Raw genomic sequence first — 17,587 nt, 5'->3', positions numbered from 1 at the left:
TCACTGTCCTTCCCGGTCGGTTACGACCGAAGCGTAGCCATTCCCACCCTGCTGACCAGCGCCGGATCCGGCCACGGCCGCATGACCGCCGGTGGAGCCGAAACCCCCCTCGGCCCTTGCCGAGCCGGGAAGTTCCGCCACCTCGTGGAAGCGCACCTTCTCGACCCGCTGGACAACCAGCTGGGCAATGCGGTCGAAACGCTCGAACCTGACGCTCTCGCGGGGGTCGAGATTGACCACGATCACCTTGATTTCCCCACGGTACCCGGCATCCACCGTCCCCGGGGCATTCACGAGCGCGAGCCCGCAGCGCGCGGCCAGACCGGAGCGGGGGTGCACGAAGGCGGCGTAGCCGTCGGGCAGGGCGATGGAGACCCCGGTGGGCAGCACCGCGCGCTCTCCCGGTGCCAGCTCGGCGGCCACGGTGGTCACCAGGTCGCAGCCGGCGTCGCCGGGGTGACCGTAGGAGGGCAGCGGCACCTCGGGGTCGACGCGGCGGATCAGTACGTCCACCGGCGTGTGGTTGTTCTGGGGCATCAGGGATTCACCTCGAAGGCGCGTGCGCGCCTGACCTGGTCCGGGTCGGCCATCGCCGCCCGGATCTCCTCGGGACGGCCGTTGTCGATGAAGTGGTCGACCTTCACCTCTATGAACAGGGCGTCGGCACGGACCGCGACCGGGCCCTCGGGACCGGCTATACGGCCCACGGCCGTGCAGTAGATCTTCCGTCCGGCGACGGCGGTGACCTCGGCCTCCAGGTACAGCACCGTGCCGACGGGCACGGGCCGCACGAAGTCCGTCTCCAGGCGGCCGGTCACCGCGATGACGCGCAGCAGCCAGTTCAGGGAGCCGAGCGTCTCGTCGAGCGCGGTGGCCAGGACGCCGCCGTGGGCGAGTCCGGGCGCGCCCTGATGAGCGGGCTTGACGGTGAACTCGGCGGTGATCCGGACGCCCTCGCCCGCGCGGGCTTCGAGGTGGAGTCCGTGCGGCTGCCCCTCGCCGCAGCCGAAACAGTGCTCGTAGTGCGCGCCGAGGAGCTCCCCGGGTGCCGGGGCGTCGGGATGGCGGACCGGCGCGGTGGCATCGGCCGGGGGCGTCAACGCTGTGTTTCGTCCACTCACAGCCGCTGACCTTACCCGCGCGGCTACCCACCGGTCGCCTCGTGGCAGGCTTGCCGTATGCAGCTCTCCTCCGCGCACCACGACGAACGCCTGTCCGCTCCCCGCTCATGGTGGGGCATCTGCGCACTGGTCGGGATCGCCTGCGCGCTGACGCTGTTCCCGCTGGGCGCGCTGCCGCCGCTGCTCGGGCTGGTCGCCGGCAGCGCGCTGTCGGCGATGGCCGTGAGCTCGTACGGCTCCGCGCGCGTGCGCGTGGTGAACGGTTCCCTGGCGGCGGGCGACGCCCGGATCCCGGTGGCGGCGCTGGGTGAGCCCGAGGTGCTGGACGCGGAGGAGGCGCGCGCCTGGCGCACGCACAAGGCCGACGCCCGCGCGTTCATGGTGATGCGCGGCTACGTGCCGACGGCGGTGCGCGTGGAGGTGACGGACCCGGCGGACCCGACCCCGTACGTGTACGTCTCCACGCGCGAACCTTTGGCCCTGGCGGCCGCGATCCGCGCGGCGAAGGGCGCCGCGGCCGGCGCCTGAGGACCCGTGCGGGTGAAGGCGCGGGGCCCTCGGTCTCAGACCCGGGGGTCCTCGGTACCTTCGAGCGCGGCCCTGGTGGCCTCGGGAAGGGGCTCGGAGGGCTGCTCAAGGGGCGGCAGGGCCGGGAGGGCGTCCCAGGGCACGGCGCGCTTGCGCAGGTCCGTACGGACCTTCTCGGCGAGTTTGCGGGTGTCGCGCCGGTTCATGACGGCTCCGACGGCGGCGCCCACCATGAACGGCATGAGGTTCGGCAGGTTGCGGACCATGCGCTTCATGATCTGTTGGCGCAGTTCGCGCTTCATCTGACCGCCGAGCGCCGCGTTCAGCGTGGTCGGTTTGGTCAGGTCGATGCCCCGCTCCTCGGTCCAGGCCGTGAGGTAGGCGAGGCTGCGGTCCTTGACGTTGCCCGGGGGGCGTTGTCCGTAGACCTCGTGGAGTTCGGCGACGAGCTTCAGCTCGATCGCGGCGACGGCGGTGACCTCGGTGGCCAGCTCCGCCGGCAGGGCGGGCGGTACGGGGAGCATCGCGGCGGCGCCGATGCCCGCGCCGACGGTGGACGTGGCGTTCGCCGCGCCGGTGATGAGTTTGTCCGCGAGCCGGTCGGCGTCCAGCCCGGGGAACTGCGCGCGCAGGGTCGCGAGGTCGCGTACGGGCACGCGCGGGGCGTTCTCGATGACGCGGTCGGTGATGTACAGGGCGGCGGCCTTCGCCTTATCGCCGCCCTTGCGCACACCGTTCTTGACGGCTTGCAGCCGACGCGCCCCGGGCCTGCCCCGGGACCCCTCCTCGGCCGCGAGGGCCGGTGGCACCGCCGGGGCGGTGTCGGAGGGCACGACGGTCGTTCCGAAGGCCGAGTCGCCGGGGGCCGCGCGGCCGGGGCCCGTTTCCGGGCCCGTGGCTGCCGCCTCCCGCTCGTCGGCCGGTCCGTCCGTCTTCCGGAAACGCTTCCGGAAGGGCGCCGAGCCGGTCACGACCGGGCCTCAGTCGCAGTCGCGGCAGATCGGCTGGCCGTTCTTCTCGCGGGCCAGCTGGCTGCGGTGGTGCACCAGGAAGCAGCTCATGCAGGTGAACTCGTCCGCCTGCTTGGGCAGGACCCGGACGGCCAGTTCCTCGTTGGAAAGGTCCGCGCCGGGCAGCTCCAGGCTCTCGGCGCCGTCGAAGTCGTCGACGTCGACGCTGGAGGACGACTTCTCGCTCCGTCGCGCCTTCAGCTCTTCGATGCTGTCGTTGTCGACGTCGTCGTCGGTCTTGCGTGGGGTGTCGTAGTCCGTTGCCATTTTTGTCGCTCTCCCCCTCTGGGATTTAGCGGTGTCTCAGCGCACGTAACGCGCGAGAGGCCGGACTTGTGCCCGACCTGAGGCGGAGATTTTGCCTCACATCAAGGTCTGTTACTCAATCGACACCCAGCCGCACGCCCGAAGGAGCCCGTAGCTGGGATGACGACCGGGACCGTACACGGTTCGGGTGCCGCCTTGCACAAACGCCACCCCCTGTATTTCCCGCCGTTCGAGGGGCCGGAAACCCGGACTTCCCGGGCTTTCCGGCCGCCATGGGGTCACTGAACGCACATGACCCGACACTCGACAATGTGATCGATCACACAGGTACCAACCATTCCGCCCGTCTGTCCATTCCGCCCACAGCGAACAGCCGCGCGGGTGGCTCAGAGGGGCAACGTGACACGCATCACGAGGCCACCGCCCTCGCGGGGCGTCGCGAGGATGCGGCCGCCGTGTGCGCGCGCCACGGAGCGCGCGATGGACAGCCCCAGCCCCACACCCTTGTCGCTGCCCGTTCGCTCCGTACGCAGCCGTCTGAAGGGCTCGAAGAGGTTGTCCACCTCGTACGCGGGAACCACGGGACCCGTGTTCGACACCAGGAGCACCGCCTGCCCGTGCTGGACCTCGGTCGTCACCTCCACCCAACCGCCCTCCGGCACGTTGTACCGGACGCCGTTCTGCACCAGGTTGAGGGCGATTCGTTCCAGGAGCACGCCGTTGCCCTGGACCACGGCCAACGCGCGCTCGCCGCGGATCTCCACGCCCTTGGCGAGCGCCTCCCCGCGGGCCTGTTCGATGGCCCGCGAGGCCACCTCCGCCAGATCCACCGGCTTGCGCTCCACGATCTGGTTCTCGCTGCGGGCCAGCAACAGCAGGCCCTCCACGAGTTGCTCGCTGCGCTCGTTCGTGGCCAGCAGCGTCTTGCCCAGCTGCTGGAGCTCGACCGGGGCGCCGGGGTCCGAGAGGTGGACCTCCAGCAGCGTCCGGTTGATCGCGAGCGGGGTCCGCAGCTCGTGCGAGGCGTTGGCCACGAAGCGCTGCTGCGCGGAGAAGGCCCGCTCCAGGCGGTCGAGCATCTCGTCGAAGGTGTCGGCGAGCTCCTTGAGCTCGTCGTCCGGCCCGTCCAGCTCGATCCGCCGGGTCAGGTCGGATCCCACCACCCGGCGCGCGGTACGGGTGATCTTGCCCAGCGGCGAGAGCACCCGGCCGGCCATCGCGTACCCGAAGGCGAACGCGATGACGCTGAGGCCCAACAGGGCCATCAGCGAGCGGCTGAGCAGGTCGTCCAGGGCGTGCCGGCGCTGTTCGAGGATGCACTGGCTGATGGCGCTGTTGAACTGGTCGAACGACTGGTCGATGCCCACCACACCCGGGCAGGTGCTGCTGGAGACCTTCACCTGCTGGCCCCCGACGATCTGGAACGGGAGCGCGTTGCCCTGGCGCAGGGCCTGCGCGGCCAGCAGGTAGATGATCGACAGCAGCAGGATCCCGGCGATCAGGAACATCCCGCCGTACAGCAGGGTGAGCCGTATCCGGATGGTCGGCCGCAGCCAAGGGAAAGGACCCTCGGGCGGGCCGGGGTCCCAGGTCGGCTTCGGTGGCGCCGTCGGTGGCGCCGGAGTCGCTGCCATCCTCGTCAGATCCGGTATCCGGAACCGGGCACGGTGACGATGACGGGCGGCTCACCGAGCTTGCGGCGCAGGGTCATGACGGTCACCCGGACCACGTTGGTGAACGGGTCGGTGTTCTCGTCCCAGGCCTTCTCCAGCAGCTGCTCGGCGGAGACCACGGTCCCCTCGCTGCGCATGAGCACCTCCAGCACCGCGAACTCCTTCGGCGCGAGCTGTACCTCGCGGCCCTCGCGGAACACCTCGCGCCGGTTCGGGTCCAGCTTGATGCCGGCCCGCTCCAGGACCGGCGGCAGGGCGACGGTCGTACGCCGGCCGAGCGCGCGGACGCGGGCGGTCAGCTCGGTGAAGGCGAAGGGCTTGGGCAGGTAGTCGTCCGCGCCGAGCTCCAGGCCCTCGACGCGGTCGCTGACGTCGCCGGAGGCGGTCAGCATGAGCACCCGCGTGGGCATGCCCAGCTCGACGATCTTCCGGCAGACGTCGTCACCGTGCACGAGCGGAAGGTCCCGGTCGAGCACCACGACGTCGTAGTCGTTCACCCCGACGCGCTCCAGTGCGGCGGCGCCGTCGTACACGACGTCCACGGCCATGGCCTCCCGTCGCAGGCCGGTGGCCACCGCATCGGCGAGCAGCTGCTCGTCCTCGACGACGAGTACGCGCACGTCGTTTCCTTCCTTCGAGCCCGAAAGGGCACACGTGTATTGCGCGTCCATCCTGCCGGTTTCGGCCGTAAACCGGCTGTAAGACGCCCCTCGGCCCCCCTGGGGACCCCTCCACGCACACGTGTACGGGAGGCGAACGGAAGGGACGTGAGGATTCCCACGCCTCACGAGGTTTCTGGGACCGGGGTGCCGGGGAGGACGACAGAACACCCCGGCCACTCCCTGACGGCGGGCTGCCACGTGCTCGCCCGACGCCGACCCACGAAGAGGGGGCGCACCCACCATGGACGCATTTACCGCGGGTCTCCTGCAGCGCATCAAGACCACGCAGTCGGACCTGAGCAAGGCCCGTGAGACGGGCGACGACTACCTCGCGGACGTGGAACAGGCCGAGCTGGAGGACCTCCAGCGCCTCGCCGCCGAACACGGCGTACCGGTCTCCGCGGCCTGATCCGGCCGCATCCGCACACCCACCCCCGGCACTCGACCCCCGCGGGACCCGCAGGTCCCGCCCGACCCGAGCCCGCACACGACCCGGACCCCGGTCGCCTCCTCGGCGACCGGGGTCCGTCGTCGTATCCGCCGTCGTCGGCACTCGTCGTACGCGCCCGTCGTACGCGCCCGAACGGACCGCGGTCCGCCCCGCGCTCAGTCGTGCCAGGCGCCCGCGTCCTCCAACAGCGGCTGGAGCGAGGCGAAGACCGCCGGGGTGGCCGCCAGCGTCAGGTCCCCCGAGGCCGGCAGTCCCGGCCGGCCTCCGGTCAGGGCGCCCGCCTCACGGGCGATCAGCTCGCCCGCCGCCAGGTCCCACGGGTTGAGCCCGCGCTCGTAGTAGCCGTCCAGGCGCCCGGCCGCGACGTCGCACAGGTCCAACGCCGCCGACCCGCCCCGGCGGATGTCCCGGACCAGCGGGATGATCCGCGCCACGACCTCGGCCTGATGCGCCCGCCGGGTCTGCACGTACGCGAACCCCGTCCCGAGGAGCGCCTGGTCCAGCGGCGCCGCCGGCCGGCAGCCCAGCCGGGTCCCGCCCGACCAGGCCCCGCCGCCGCGCACCGCGTGGTACGTCTCCCCGCGCATCGGGGCCGCGACCACGCCGACCACCGTCTCGCCCCGGTACTCGGCGGCGATGGACACGCCCCAGCTGGGCAGCCCGTAGAGGTAGTTGACGGTGCCGTCCAGCGGGTCGACGATCCAGCGGACCCCGCTGGTGCCGGGCACGTCGGCGCCCTCCTCGCCGAGCAGGCCGTCGTCCGGGCGGCGGGCGGCGAGGATGCCGGTGATCAGCTTCTCCGCCGCGATGTCCATCTCGGTCACCACGTCGACGGCGCTCGACTTGGTGGCGGCCACCGACAGGTCGGCGGGCCGTCCGTCGCGCAGGAGTTCACCGGCCCGCCGGGCGGCCTCCAGCCCCACGTCGAGCAGTTCGGCCTTCAGGTCTTCGGTCAGCGTGTCTTCGGTCGTCACGTTCGCGCAGCCTACGCGTACGGACTGTCGGCCCCGGCGGCCGCCGGGCGCGGCGCCCGCGTCGGGCAGCAGTCCGCGGCGCAGCGGTCCTGGCTCGCGCCGAGCAGGCCCAGCGCGCACCGCTCCACGCTCTCCCCGCGCTCGGCGGCGGCCCGCTCCAGCAGGAGGTCGCGTACGGCCCCGGCGAAGCGGGGGTCCGCGCCGACGGTGGCCGAACGGGCGATGGGCAGGCCCAGTTCGGCGGCCTTCGCGGTGGCCTCGGTGTCGAGGTCGTAGAGGACCTCCATGTGGTCGGAGACGAAGCCGATGGGGACCATCACGGCGGCGGGCGCGCCGTCGGCGTGCAGCGCTTCCAGGTGGTCGCAGATGTCGGGCTCCAGCCACGGGATGTGCGGGGCGCCGCTGCGCGACTGGTAGACGAGCTCCCACGGGCGCTCGACGCCCGTCTCCGCCCGCACCGCGTCGGCGATCACCCGGGCGACGTCGAGGTGCTGCTTGACGTACGCGCCGCCCTCGCCGTGCTCCTCGACCGGGCCGGAGGTGTCGGCGGCGGCGGTCGGGATGGAGTGCGTGGTGAAGACCAGGTGGGCGCCGCCGCGCACCTCGTCGGGCAGTGCGGCCAGCGAGGCGAGCACCCCGTCGATCATGGGCTGCACGAAGCCCGGGTGGTTGAAGTAGTGGCGCAGCTTGTCGACGCGCGGCAGCTCGGCGACTCCCTCCGCTTCCAGCGTCGCCAGCGCGTCGGCGAGGTTCTCGCGGTACTGGCGGCAGCCCGAGTAGGAGGCGTAGGCACTGGTGGCGAGGACGGCGATGCGCCGGTGGCCGTCGGCGACCATCTCGCGCAGGGTGTCGGTGAGGTAGGGAGCCCAGTTCCGGTTGCCCCAGTGGACGGGGAGGTCCAGCCCGTGTTCGGCGAAGTCCTCGCGCAGGGCGTCGAGGAGTGCGCGGTTCTGCCCGTTGATGGGGCTGACCCCGCCGAAGCCGAAGTAGTGCTGCCCGACCTCCTTCAGCCGCTCGCGCGGGATCCCGCGCCCGCGCGTGACGTTCTCCAGGAAGGGCACCACGTCGTCGGGTCCCTCGGGGCCGCCGAAGGACAGCAGCAGGAGGGCGTCGTAGGGGGCGGCGAGGCCGTGGGCCACGGCCGCTTCGGGGGCACGGAGCTGGTCTGACATGTCTCGAATCCTGCCACCCGGCGTTCGCCGGGGAGAACCGACCGGTCCGCATGCCGGGACGCGGCCCCGGCGCGCTCCCCGGGCGGCTCCCGGCCCGCGCCCCGGGCCGCTCCCGACGCACCGCCAGGTAAGGTGACCCTAAGTTCAGTCCCGGCCGCCTGTGCCCGCGACCGGCCCCGTGCGAGTGCCGTTCGGCGGCCGTAACCTGTATGGGCCATCGACGTCCCTTACGGAGACCCCTTGCCCAGTCCCTACCGCGCGATCTTCGCTGCCCCCGGAACGAAGGCGTTCAGCGCCGCCGGCCTCATAGGCCGGCTGCCGATCTCCATGGTGGGCGTAGGCATCCTCACCATGATCTCCGAGATCACCGGCCGGTACGCGATGGCCAGCGCCCTCACCGGCACCCTCGCCCTCGCCGCCGCCGTGATCGGCCCACAGGTGTCCCGACTGGTCGACCAGTACGGCCAGCGCCGCGTCCTGCGGCCCGCCACGCTGGTCTCCGTGGCCGCGGTCGCGGCCCTGCTCGTGGCCGCCGCGAACGGCTGGCCCGACTGGACGCTCTTCGTGTGCGCCGCCGTCGCCGGCTGCGTGCCCAGCGTCGGTTCCATGGTCCGCGCCCGCTGGACGGTGATCTACCGCGACTCCGCCCGCGAGCTGCACACCGCGTACTCCTTCGAGTCCGTGGTGGACGAGGTCTGCTTCATCTTCGGCCCGATCCTGGCCATCGGCCTGTCCACCACCTGGTTCCCCGAGGCCGGCCCGCTGATCGCGGCCGTCTGCCTGATGGTCGGCGTCTGGCTGCTCACCGCCCAGCGCTCCACCGAACCCGCCCCCCACCCGCGCGTCGAGGGCGGCGACCGCACCTCCGCGCTGCGCTCCCCCGGCCTCCAGGTGCTGACGGCCACCTTCGTGGCGACCGGCGCCATCTTCGGCTCCATCGACGTGTCCACGCTGGCCTTCGCCGAGGAGCAGGGCAGCAAGTCCTCGGCGAGCTTCATCCTGGCGATCTGGGCGGCCGGGTCCTGTATCGCCGGAATCGTCTTCGGTCTGCTGCACCTCAAGGGCAAGGCCGAACCCCGTTGGGTGCTGGGCATCTGCGCGATGGCCGTGAGTATGATCCCCCTCCTACTGGCCGGGAACCTGCCGTTTCTGGCCGTGGCGCTCTTCGTCTCGGGCCTCGCCATCGCTCCCACGATGATCACCACGATGGCCCTGATCGAGGCGCACGTACCACGCGCGAAGCTGACCGAGGGCATGACCTGGATCAGCACCGGCCTCGCGGTCGGCGTCGCGCTCGGCTCCTCGGTGACCGGCGTGGTCATCGACGCCGCCGGCGCCAGCCGGGGGTACGTCGTCTCCCTCTCGGCGGGGGCGGCCGCGGCGGCGGTTGCGTTCGCGGGTTACCGCCGGCTGACGAGGCCGGCGCAAGGGGAGGAGACCGCCGGCGATGGCGCGGACAGCGAGAGCACGGACAGCGGGGACGAGCGGGCCGGCCACGTGGCGTAACTGGGCGGGGAACGTCTCCGCGACGCCCACGCGCGTCGTCGCCCCGCGCACGGTCGGGGAGCTCCAGGAGGTGGTCCGCCGGGCCGCCTCCGACGGACTGCGGGTGAAGGCGGTCGGTACCGGCCATTCCTTCACGGCGGCCGCGGCCACCGACGGGGTGCTCGTACGCCCTCAGGCGCTGGCCGGGATCCTGTCCCTGGACCGGGCCGCCGGCACCGTCACGGTGGCGGCCGGCACGGTCCTGAAGGACCTCAACCAGGCCCTCGCCCGCGAGGGCCTGTCGCTCGCGAACATGGGCGACATCATGGAGCAGACGGTCTCCGGTGCCACCAGCACCGGCACCCACGGCACCGGCCGCGACTCGGCCTCCATATCCGCCCAGCTCCGCGCCCTGGAGCTGGTCACCGCCGACGGCACGCTGACGGCCTGCTCGGAGAAAGAAGATCCGGAGCTCTTCGCGGCCGCCCGGCTCGGCATCGGAGCGCTCGGCATCGTCACCTCGCTCACCTTCGCGGTGGAGCCGCTCTTCTTCCTGACCGCCCGTGAGGAACCCATGGGCTTCGACCGGGTGCTCGACGAGTTCGACGCGCACGTCGTGGAGAACGAGCACTTCGAGTTCTACTGGTTCCCGCACACCGGCAACTGCAACACCAAGCGCAACAACCGCAGCCAGGGCCCCGCCGCCCCGACCGGCCCGGTGAGCGGCTGGATCGAGGACGAACTGCTGTCCAACGGCCTCTTCCAGGTCGTGAACTCGGTGGGCCGCGCGGTCCCGGCCACCATCCCCTCCATCGCCCGCGTGGCCAGCCGCGCGCTGTCGGCGCGCACCTACACGGACATCCCGTACAAGGTGTTCACCTCCCCGCGCCGGGTGCGGTTCGTGGAGATGGAGTACGCCCTCCCGCGCGAGCGCGTGGTCGAGGCGCTGCGGGAACTGAAAGCGATGGTCGACCGTTCCTCCCTGCGGATCAGCTTCCCGGTGGAGGTGCGGACGGCTCCGGCCGACGACATCACGCTGTCCACGGCCTCGGGCCGCGAGACGGCGTACATCGCGGTGCACATGTACAAGGGCACCCCGTACCAGAGCTACTTCACCGCCGCCGAGCGGATCTTCACCGCGCTCGGGGGTCGGCCGCACTGGGGCAAGGTGCACACGCGGGACGCGGAGTACCTCGCCGAGGTCTACCCGCGCTTCGGCGAGTTCACCGCGCTGCGCGACCGGCTCGACCCGGACCGGGTCTTCGGCAACGACTACCTGCGGCGGGTGCTCGGCAGCTGAGCCCGGGTCAGGGGGCGGCCGACCCACCCGGGCCGGGGGTCGCGTCGGGGTCGGGCTTCGGGGTCGGCTTCGTGGGCGGCTTCGGGGGCGAGGGGTCCGGCGAGGGCGTTCCGGGGTCCGAGGCGCCGGGGTCGGGGGCACTCGGATCGGAGGCACTCGGGTCGGGGGCACTCGGGTCGGGGGCCGGACCGCCGCCACCGTCGTGGGAGCGCGAGGGGCTCGGGGAGGTGCCCGGCTGCGGGGCCCGCGGGGTCGACTCCCGCTCGCCGCCTTCCCGTCCGCCCTTCCCGGAGCCGTCCGGCTCCTCCCGTGGCGGGGCAGGCCGGTGGTCGGCGGCCTTGCGGACGCCGCCCGACAGGAGGGTGGCGCCGTCGCTGCTGATCGAGGTGCCGGCGACGGCCTCGTAGGTCCCGAGCCCGCCGATGGCCACGGCGAAGGCCGCCGCCGAGGCCACGGCGGTCCGCTTCCATCCCCGGACGCGGGTCCCGTGCACGGTCGCCGCCCCGAACTCCCCCGACGGCGCGGGCGCCTCGGGCAGCGGCATCTGACGGCCCCGGGGGCGGGCGCTCTCGCGCAACCGGTCGCCGGTGCGCCGGAAGACGTGCTGGATGACGGGCCCGCCGGCGGTGGCGACCACGCTCACCACACCCGCGCCGAGGATCGTCCCGTAGACGCCGAGCTTCGAGGCGAGCAGGGCGGCGGCGACGGTGGCGAGCGAGGTGCCCGCGATCTGGGTCGCGCTCAGATCGAGCGCGCGGCCCTCCGATTCGCCCGTCTCGGCATCCCGTTCCGACTTCCGACCCATCGTCATCCCCGGTGTGTCCCGCCTCTCGCGCTTCTCCTCTTTCAGCAGTTACCGACCGCTGAGCGAAACGGATAGTTCCGGATCTGGGGATTATGTGAAGCAGAACACCCGGAATCGGACGCGTGCGCAGGTCGGCACGGATGGGGACCCGATTCCGGGCACGCCAACTCCCGCCGCCCGGGACAAGTTCGGCGGCGCGGCGGTCCACCCAGGTGGCCCGAATGGAGTACTGTGGCGAGCCCTGGGGCCGTCCTTCCTTACGGATGTCCGGACTCGGGAGAGGGGGCCGACTGATGGAGAAACGGCGCTCAAGACCGGTGATGCCGCGGTATCGCACGGGCTCCTGCTGCGCACAGTAACCACCCGGTCACTGTGCGTGCCCAACAGGTAACCGTGCCATAACGTCGATCAAGGGCGCATGCCCGACACGCCGGTTTAACTCGGCAAGGTTGTGGCAGGCTGCACCCGGGCAGGCCACACTCGACTAGCGGAAGCAGCGACGCACGTGACGTCGGCAGGCACCACCCGGGAGGTCCCCATGCCCGAACTGCGTGTCGTGGCCGTCTCGAATGACGGAACACGACTGGTGCTCAAGGCTGCGGACAGCACGGAGTACACGCTTCCGATCGACGAGCGGCTGCGGGCTGCCGTGCGCAATGACCGCGCGCGCCTGAACCAGATCGAGATCGAGGTGGAGAGCCACCTCCGCCCGCGCGACATCCAGGCCCGCATACGAGCCGGTGCCTCCGCCGAGGAGGTCGCACAGCTCGCCGGCATCCCCGTCGACCGGGTACGCCGCTTCGAGGGCCCGGTGCTGGCCGAGCGCGCCTTCATGGCGGAGCGGGCCCGCAAGACGCCCGTACGCCGCCCCGGCGAGAACACCGGACCCCAGCTCGGCGAGGCCGTGCAGGAACGCCTCACCCTGCGCGGGGCCGACAAGGACACCGTCCAGTGGGACTCCTGGCGCCGTGACGACGGCACCTGGGAGGTCCTGCTCGTCTACCGCGTCGCGGCCGAAACGCACTCGGCCAGTTGGACGTACGACCCGCCACGCCGGCTGGTCGTGGCCGTGGACGACGAGGCCCGCTCGCTGATCGGCGAGTCCGACGACCTCCCGTCGACGCCGGAGCCGAGCTTCCCCTTCGTCCCGAGGATCGCCCGCCTGCCGCGCGACCGTCCGCTGGACCGGACGCTCGACCGGCCGATGGAACGGCCCGTCGCCCCGGCCCCGCCGGAGCCGGAGGAGGAGCGGGACACGCTGACCAGCCTGCTGGAGGCGGTGCCGAGCTTCCGGGGCGATCTGGTGGTGCCGGACCGTACCGATCCTCCCGCCGAGGAGGCGGAGAGCGAGGAGCCGCCGGCGGCGGCCGCTTCGGCCGGAGCCGGCGCGGCGTACGCGGACGTGCTGATGCCGCGTACGGTGGCGGGCCACCGCGACCGGCTCACCGGTACGACGGACCGCCAGGCGGAGGCCGACGGGGTCCGTCCGGGGCGCCGCGCGGCGGTGCCCAGCTGGGACGAGATCGTCTTCGGGACCCGGCGCAAGAAACAGGAGTAACGGGCGCGGGCCCGCCGGGGTTTACGGAACCTCGGCGGACCCGGTGACCGATTCGGACCCGTTGACCGATCGGATCCTGACCGATTCCGGACCTTCAGGGGTTCGCGGCCGTTACGGGTTCGGGCCCGTGGCCACCGGGCGCGTCGGGTCCGATGACCAGTGCGACCAGCTGCCCGCGTACAGGGCCGCCGGGATCCCCGCCACCTCCAGCGCCAGCACCTCGTGCGCGCCCGAGACCCCGGAACCGCAGTAGACCCCGACCGCCGTGTCCTCGGAGGCGCCCAGCCCCGCGAAGCGGGCGCGCAGCCGCTCGGCCGGCAGGAAGCGGCCGTCCGCGTCGACGTTCTCCGTGGTCGGAGCCGACACCGCGCCCGGGATGTGGCCGCCCACGGGGTCGATCGGCTCCACCTCGCCCCGGTAGCGCTCGCCCGCGCGGGCGTCCAGCAGCAGCCCCGTACGGGCCAGCGCGGCGGCCTGGTCCGCGTCGAGGAGCCCCAGCCCCCCCGGGTTTGGCTTGAAATCGCCCTCGATGGGGGTCGGCGTGTCGGCCGAAACCGAACCCCCTTGCGCCGTCCACGCGGCCAGGCCACCGTCCAGAACGCGCACCATCGGGTGACCCGTCCAGCGCAACAGCCACCAGGCACGGGCGGCGGCCCAGCCCTGTCCGCCGTCGTACACGACCACCGGCTCGTCCGCGCGGACGCCGGCGCGGCGCATCACGGCGCCGAACACCTCCGGGTCCGGCAGCGGGTGACGGCCGCCCGCACCCGGCGGACCTGCCAGTTCGCGGTCGAGGTCGACGTACACGGCGCCGGGCAGGTGGCCCGCGTCGTAGGCGGGGCGCTGGTCGGGGCCGCCCAGCTGCCAGCGGACGTCCAGGAGTACCGGGGGCCGGGAGCCGGCCAGCTCGGTCATCAGCTCACGGGCCGAGAGAATCGCAGTCATGCGGCCCATCTTCCTCCCCACTTCCGAGCGCGTGTAACAAGCACGTCATCGACCGGCCGCAGTGATTCGGTCATCTCTCCCCCGGGCCGCGTCATCCGGCCGGTCGGGGCGCGGCGTACGCCATTGAGTGGAAGCATCTGCGGGGGAATTCGGGCCACGACGGAGGAGACGGCTGACATGACGGAGGCAGCGGGGACCGTACGGCGCCCACCCGGCGCACCGTGCTGGGTGAGCCTGATGGTGCACGGCCTGGGCAGCACCGAGGACTTCTACGCCGACCTCTTCGGCTGGGAGTACGAGCCGGGCCCCGCCCAGCTCGGCCCGTACGTCCGCGCCCTCCTCGATGGTCGAGAGGTGGCGGGGATCGGCGAGATGCCGCCGGACCGGCATCTTCCGGTCTCCTGGACGACGTACTTCGCCACCGACGACGCCGACGTCACCGCCGAGGCGATCCGCTCCTGCGGCGGGACCGTCGCGGTGGGGCCGCTGGACGCGGAAGCGGTCGGCCGGGTGGCGATCTGCTCCGATCCGCTGGGCGCGATCTTCGGGATCTGGCAGGCCGGGGCGCTGCGCGTGCCCCACCTGTACGGGACCCCGGGCAGCCCCGTCTGGAACGAGCTGGTCACGCAGGACACGTCGACGGTCGGCAAGTTCTACCAGCACGTCTTCGGGCACGAGACGGTGACGCACGCCGACGTGTCGGCCGACCTCGACTACCTGACGCTGCGGTTGGACGGGCGGCCCGTCGCCGCCGTGCACGGAGTGGGACGGGCGCTGCCGCACGACCGGGGGCCGCACTGGATGACGTACTTCGAGGTGGCGGACCCGGACGCGGCCGCCGCGCGGGTGATCGCCCTGGGCGGGTCCGTCGCGACGCCGGCGTGGGACGGACCAGGGGGCAGGCAGGCCGCGGTCGCCGACCCGGAGGGCGCGGCCTTCACGGTGATCCGGTCGGGGTGACGCGCCTCAAGCCCGGGTGAGCGGCGCGAGTTCCGGGCGCTTGGCGACGCGGCCGTCGCCGGAGGAGGCGCCGCGCAGCCGCCGGGCCAGCCAGGGGCCGAGGAACCCGGCCACCCAGCGGGCTTCCGCCACGGCGGTCCGTACGGCGGTGGGGGCCGGCCGGGGCGGCAGCGGGTGCGTCCAGCTGTCGTCGCTGCCGGGCAGCCGGACGGCGTGGGCCAGGGCGGCGGCGATCCGCACGTGGCCGAGCGGGGCGGCGTGGAGCCGGTCGGAGCTCCACATCCGGGGGTCGGTGGAGACGGCCGCCCGACCGGTCTCGGCGACGGCCACCCCGTGGCGGGCGGCGGCGGCGCGGACGTGCGCGTTGAGGGCGGTGACGCGGGGCGCGAGGGGGCGAGCCAGTGGGGCGATCTTCGTCACGTCGGGGAAGGTCACGGTCACCACCCGGGCCCCGGCGGCGGTGAGCGCGGCGAACATCTCCTCCAGTTCCCCGGCCACGCGGGCGGCGTCGAAGCCGGGCCGCAGCAGGTCGTTGACCCCGGCGACGACGGTGGCGAGGTCGGGGCGCAGGGCGAGGGCGGGGCCCAGTTGTTCGGCGCGGACCTGGTGGGCGAGCCGACCCCGGACGGCGAGGTTGGCGTAGAGCAGCGAGGGGTTGACGGCCGTGAGGTGTTCGGCGAACCGGTCGGCGAAGCCGCGCAGGCCGACGGTGTCGTCCCCGTCGCCGAGTCCTTCGGTCTGGCTGTCGCCGAGGGCGACGTAGCGCAAGTACTCACCGTTGGGCATGGGCACGCTGCCTCTCCTTGAGGATGTCGGCGATGCGGACGCACCAGTCCCGGTGCTCTCGTTCGAAGGCGAGGCCGCGCAGGCAGGTGAGGTAGCCGCCGATGCGCTCGCCGCGCAGGAGGTACTCGCCCTCGTCCATCGGGCCGCGCAGGGTGCGCAGCAGTTGGTCGAGCAGCTCGATCTTGGCTCGGGCGGCGGTGGCCCGTTCCTCCAGCTGCGCGATGACCTCGGTGGTGCCGATGCGGTCGGCGCTCTGCACCTTGACGAGGAGGTCGTCGCGGATGAAGGACGGCTTGGACGGCGCCTCGGCGAACCGCTCCAGCTCGGCGCGGCCGGCGTCGGTGACCCGGAAGACGCGCTTGTTGGGCCGGCTTTCCTGGACCACCTCCCGGCCCGCGACCAGGCCTTCCTTCTCCAGCTTGGTCAGCTCGGCGTAGAGCTGTTGGGGGACGGCGTGCCAGAAGTTCGCGACGCCGATGTCGAAGGCCTTCGCCAGTTGGTACCCGCTGTACTCGCCGTCCAGCAGGGCCGCCAACACCGCGTGTCTCAGGGCCATCGCGGGAGTGCCCCCTTCCCTTTCCTCGTCCTCCTCGGCATCATACTCAAAAATCTTACTAGTCACATTGTTGAGTAGGGGGGCACCATGGGTGTGGAACCGGTTTCCGAGACGGCGGAACGTTTCCGGGCGGCCGTGGAGAAGCGCGATCTGGCGGCGCTGGACGACCTGTTCGCGCCGGACATCCGCCTCTACAGCCCGGTGAAGTTCGTGCCCTTCGAGGGCAAGCCGATGGTGCTGGGCCTCTTCGGGGTGCTGCTGCGGGTCTTCGAGGACCTGCGCTACCTCGGCCGGCTGGACGGCGCGGCCGAGACGAGCGCGGACGGTGAGCAGGCACCGTCGGTGATCCTGCCCTTCCGGGCCACGGTGGGCGGCAGGCAGATCCACGGGATCGACCTGCTCCAGTTCGACGAGGCCGGGCGGGTCAAGGAGTTCACCGTGATGGTCCGGCCGCAGTCCGCCGTGCACGCGCTGGGCCAGGCGGTCCTGGCGGGCCTGGTCGCCGACGGGCTGGCGCCCTGAGCGGCGGGGCGGCCGTCCGGCAGCCGTCCTAGCGGCCGAGGGCGCGGCGCAGGGTGATTCCGTAACGCGCGCGCAGTCGGCGCAGTTCCCACGCCGACAGGGCGGTCACCGACAGCGGCGGCCCCGCCAGGAACAGCAACCGCACCCACGCCGGCGCGGCGACGGGCGGGGCGTCGAAGAGCTGCACCACGCACATCGACCACACCAGCACGGGCGAGATCAGCGGCGGCAGCACCTCGTGCACATCTGCGGCGCGGAAGGTGTGGTGGACGCAGAGCACGGCCGAGGCGAGCCCGAAGGGCAGCAGGACGAGGGCCGTCAGCCCGGCGAGCGGCCCCAGCGCCGTCGGCCCGAACCGGAGGTTCAGCCACAGCAGCAAGGCCGTGCCGAAGAGCGCCCCCAGCGCCGTCAGCGGGCCGCGCAACCTCGGCCGGTAGAAGGCGGGGCCGGGCGGCCGGGCGGCGGCCACGAAGGCGGCCAGCGCGACCGGTCCGAGGATGAGCAACATCCCGGCGCTGATGACCAGTTCGACGATCTTGTCCTCCACGACCGCCCCGGCGGACTCGCGCAGCGGGTACGCGAAGACCAGCCAGAGGGTGGCCAGTACGCCGATGGCGGTACGGGCGATCCGGGCCCACTCGATCGCCGGGTCGACCAGCCGGTCGGGGCGGACGGGGCGGTGGATGCGGGCGGCGAGGACGAAGGGCACCATCACGACGCCCACCCACCCGGGACGCCGTTCCCGCGCCGGCCCGAGCGACGGGCCGCCCCGTCCGCGTAGCGTTGCGCGCGTGCGTGTACTCACTGGATCC

Annotated in this window: 20 protein-coding genes; 7 read left to right on the top strand and 13 right to left on the bottom strand. The window is 72.7% G+C overall.

All coding sequences use genetic code 11. The annotated features are described in order from the left end of the window. On the bottom strand, positions 1-537 hold the full coding sequence (gene dut / locus M4D82_RS25035) for a dUTP diphosphatase (RefSeq protein ID WP_249768168.1): 537 nt from the start codon (positions 535-537) through the stop codon (positions 1-3). Beyond that, on the bottom strand, positions 537-1,121 hold the full coding sequence (locus tag M4D82_RS25030) for a PaaI family thioesterase (protein ID WP_249768167.1): 585 nt from the start codon (positions 1,119-1,121) through the stop codon (positions 537-539). The genes dut and M4D82_RS25030 overlap by 1 nt, the downstream gene beginning before the upstream one ends. A 57-nt stretch (positions 1,122-1,178) precedes the next feature. On the opposite strand from M4D82_RS25030, the gene M4D82_RS25025 reads away from it, so the two are divergent. Continuing rightward, on the top strand, positions 1,179-1,649 hold the full coding sequence (locus tag M4D82_RS25025; protein ID WP_249768166.1) for a DUF3093 domain-containing protein: 471 nt from the start codon (positions 1,179-1,181) through the stop codon (positions 1,647-1,649). 35 nt (positions 1,650-1,684) lie between these two features. Here M4D82_RS25025 and M4D82_RS25020 read toward each other — a convergent pair whose 3' ends face one another. From M4D82_RS25020 to M4D82_RS25005, 4 genes are all read right to left on the bottom strand, one after another. Beyond that, positions 1,685-2,620 (bottom strand): hypothetical protein, encoded by a 936-nt coding sequence (locus tag M4D82_RS25020; RefSeq protein ID WP_502988998.1) that lies wholly within the window; start codon positions 2,618-2,620, stop codon positions 1,685-1,687. A gap of 9 nt (positions 2,621-2,629) precedes the next feature. Beyond that, positions 2,630-2,926, bottom strand: coding sequence for a DUF4193 domain-containing protein (locus tag M4D82_RS25015; protein WP_249768165.1), 297 nt, complete (start codon positions 2,924-2,926; stop codon positions 2,630-2,632). A gap of 386 nt (positions 2,927-3,312) precedes the next feature. Then, positions 3,313-4,560, bottom strand: coding sequence for a sensor histidine kinase (locus M4D82_RS25010; protein ID WP_249768164.1), 1,248 nt, complete (start codon positions 4,558-4,560; stop codon positions 3,313-3,315). A 5-nt stretch (positions 4,561-4,565) separates the two neighbouring features. Then, positions 4,566-5,219 carry a response regulator transcription factor gene (locus M4D82_RS25005; protein WP_030036265.1) on the bottom strand — a complete coding sequence of 218 codons (654 nt, stop codon included), beginning with the start codon at positions 5,217-5,219 and terminating at the stop codon, positions 4,566-4,568. A gap of 283 nt (positions 5,220-5,502) precedes the next feature. Between M4D82_RS25005 and M4D82_RS25000 the strand changes: the two genes are divergently transcribed. After that, entirely contained in the window at positions 5,503-5,670 is a 168-nt protein-coding gene (locus M4D82_RS25000) for a hypothetical protein (protein ID WP_249768163.1), read from the top strand. Positions 5,671-5,867: 197 nt separating this feature from the next. Here M4D82_RS25000 and M4D82_RS24995 read toward each other — a convergent pair whose 3' ends face one another. Together M4D82_RS24995 and M4D82_RS24990 are read right to left on the bottom strand one after the other, a co-directional pair. Further along, positions 5,868-6,686 (bottom strand): inositol monophosphatase family protein, encoded by an 819-nt coding sequence (locus tag M4D82_RS24995; protein WP_502988997.1) that lies wholly within the window; start codon positions 6,684-6,686, stop codon positions 5,868-5,870. 11 nt (positions 6,687-6,697) lie between these two features. Then, on the bottom strand, positions 6,698-7,858 hold the full coding sequence (locus tag M4D82_RS24990) for a ferrochelatase (RefSeq protein ID WP_249768162.1): 1,161 nt from the start codon (positions 7,856-7,858) through the stop codon (positions 6,698-6,700). Between the two features lie 240 nt (positions 7,859-8,098). On the opposite strand from M4D82_RS24990, the gene M4D82_RS24985 reads away from it, so the two are divergent. Next, positions 8,099-9,364 carry an MFS transporter gene (locus M4D82_RS24985; RefSeq protein ID WP_249768161.1) on the top strand — a complete coding sequence of 422 codons (1,266 nt, stop codon included), beginning with the start codon at positions 8,099-8,101 and terminating at the stop codon, positions 9,362-9,364. After that, positions 9,306-10,643, top strand: coding sequence for a D-arabinono-1,4-lactone oxidase (locus tag M4D82_RS24980; RefSeq protein WP_249768160.1), 1,338 nt, complete (start codon positions 9,306-9,308; stop codon positions 10,641-10,643). Before M4D82_RS24985 ends, M4D82_RS24980 begins: the two co-directional genes overlap by 59 nt. Positions 10,644-10,650: 7 nt before the next feature. Here the strand turns inward: M4D82_RS24980 and M4D82_RS34120 are convergent, their stop codons facing one another. Beyond that, complete coding sequence (locus M4D82_RS34120) at positions 10,651-11,454, bottom strand: hypothetical protein (RefSeq protein WP_283844506.1); 804 nt, start codon at positions 11,452-11,454, stop codon at positions 10,651-10,653. A 499-nt stretch (positions 11,455-11,953) separates the two neighbouring features. Between M4D82_RS34120 and sepH the strand changes: the two genes are divergently transcribed. Next, positions 11,954-13,006 carry a septation protein SepH gene (gene sepH / locus M4D82_RS24970; RefSeq protein WP_249768159.1) on the top strand — a complete coding sequence of 351 codons (1,053 nt, stop codon included), beginning with the start codon at positions 11,954-11,956 and terminating at the stop codon, positions 13,004-13,006. A 111-nt stretch (positions 13,007-13,117) separates the two neighbouring features. Here sepH and M4D82_RS24965 read toward each other — a convergent pair whose 3' ends face one another. After that, positions 13,118-13,951, bottom strand: a complete 834-nt coding sequence (locus tag M4D82_RS24965) for a sulfurtransferase (RefSeq protein WP_249768158.1) — start codon at positions 13,949-13,951, stop codon at positions 13,118-13,120. Between the two features lie 177 nt (positions 13,952-14,128). Between M4D82_RS24965 and M4D82_RS24960 the strand changes: the two genes are divergently transcribed. Then, a complete protein-coding gene (locus M4D82_RS24960) occupies positions 14,129-14,911 on the top strand; it encodes a VOC family protein (protein ID WP_249768157.1) in 783 nt (260 codons plus the stop codon). Positions 14,912-14,917: 6 nt separating this feature from the next. On the opposite strand, the gene M4D82_RS24955 is transcribed toward M4D82_RS24960, so the two are convergent. Both M4D82_RS24955 and M4D82_RS24950 read right to left on the bottom strand, forming a co-directional pair. Continuing rightward, positions 14,918-15,697, bottom strand: a complete 780-nt coding sequence (locus M4D82_RS24955; protein WP_249772139.1) for an SGNH/GDSL hydrolase family protein — start codon at positions 15,695-15,697, stop codon at positions 14,918-14,920. Beyond that, entirely contained in the window at positions 15,684-16,253 is a 570-nt protein-coding gene (locus M4D82_RS24950; RefSeq protein WP_249768156.1) for a PadR family transcriptional regulator, read from the bottom strand. The genes M4D82_RS24955 and M4D82_RS24950 overlap by 14 nt, the downstream gene beginning before the upstream one ends. 87 nt (positions 16,254-16,340) lie before the next feature. Here M4D82_RS24950 and M4D82_RS24945 point away from each other — a divergent pair, with 87 nt between their 5' ends. Further along, positions 16,341-16,775: a nuclear transport factor 2 family protein gene (locus tag M4D82_RS24945; protein ID WP_249768155.1), complete on the top strand. Its 435-nt coding sequence runs from the start codon at positions 16,341-16,343 to the stop codon at positions 16,773-16,775. 28 nt (positions 16,776-16,803) lie between these two features. On the opposite strand, the gene M4D82_RS24940 is transcribed toward M4D82_RS24945, so the two are convergent. After that, complete coding sequence (locus M4D82_RS24940) at positions 16,804-17,490, bottom strand: hypothetical protein (protein WP_249768154.1); 687 nt, start codon at positions 17,488-17,490, stop codon at positions 16,804-16,806. Between the last annotated feature and the right edge of the window lie 97 nt (positions 17,491-17,587).

It is taken from the genome of Streptomyces sp. RerS4, assembly GCF_023515955.1.
Lineage (GTDB): Bacteria > Actinomycetota > Actinomycetes > Streptomycetales > Streptomycetaceae > Streptomyces.
The sequence above is the reverse complement of the archived record's forward strand: the minus strand, read 5'-3'. Positions and strand labels throughout refer to the sequence as shown.

Coding starts and splice junctions, on each gene's coding strand:
- M4D82_RS24960 (WP_249768157.1), top strand. CDS start 14,129: ATGACGGAGGCAGCGGGGACCGTACGGCGCCCACCCGGCGCACCGTGC.
- M4D82_RS24990 (WP_249768162.1), bottom strand. CDS start 7,858: ATGTCAGACCAGCTCCGTGCCCCCGAAGCGGCCGTGGCCCACGGCCTC.
- M4D82_RS25000 (WP_249768163.1), top strand. CDS start 5,503: ATGGACGCATTTACCGCGGGTCTCCTGCAGCGCATCAAGACCACGCAG.
- dut (WP_249768168.1), bottom strand. CDS start 537: ATGCCCCAGAACAACCACACGCCGGTGGACGTACTGATCCGCCGCGTC.
- M4D82_RS24950 (WP_249768156.1), bottom strand. CDS start 16,253: ATGGCCCTGAGACACGCGGTGTTGGCGGCCCTGCTGGACGGCGAGTAC.
- M4D82_RS25025 (WP_249768166.1), top strand. CDS start 1,179: ATGCAGCTCTCCTCCGCGCACCACGACGAACGCCTGTCCGCTCCCCGC.
- M4D82_RS24965 (WP_249768158.1), bottom strand. CDS start 13,951: ATGACTGCGATTCTCTCGGCCCGTGAGCTGATGACCGAGCTGGCCGGC.
- M4D82_RS24980 (WP_249768160.1), top strand. CDS start 9,306: ATGGCGCGGACAGCGAGAGCACGGACAGCGGGGACGAGCGGGCCGGCC.
- M4D82_RS34120 (WP_283844506.1), bottom strand. CDS start 11,454: ATGACGATGGGTCGGAAGTCGGAACGGGATGCCGAGACGGGCGAATCG.
- M4D82_RS25015 (WP_249768165.1), bottom strand. CDS start 2,926: ATGGCAACGGACTACGACACCCCACGCAAGACCGACGACGACGTCGAC.
- M4D82_RS24955 (WP_249772139.1), bottom strand. CDS start 15,697: ATGCCCAACGGTGAGTACTTGCGCTACGTCGCCCTCGGCGACAGCCAG.
- M4D82_RS25010 (WP_249768164.1), bottom strand. CDS start 4,560: ATGGCAGCGACTCCGGCGCCACCGACGGCGCCACCGAAGCCGACCTGG.
- M4D82_RS24945 (WP_249768155.1), top strand. CDS start 16,341: ATGGGTGTGGAACCGGTTTCCGAGACGGCGGAACGTTTCCGGGCGGCC.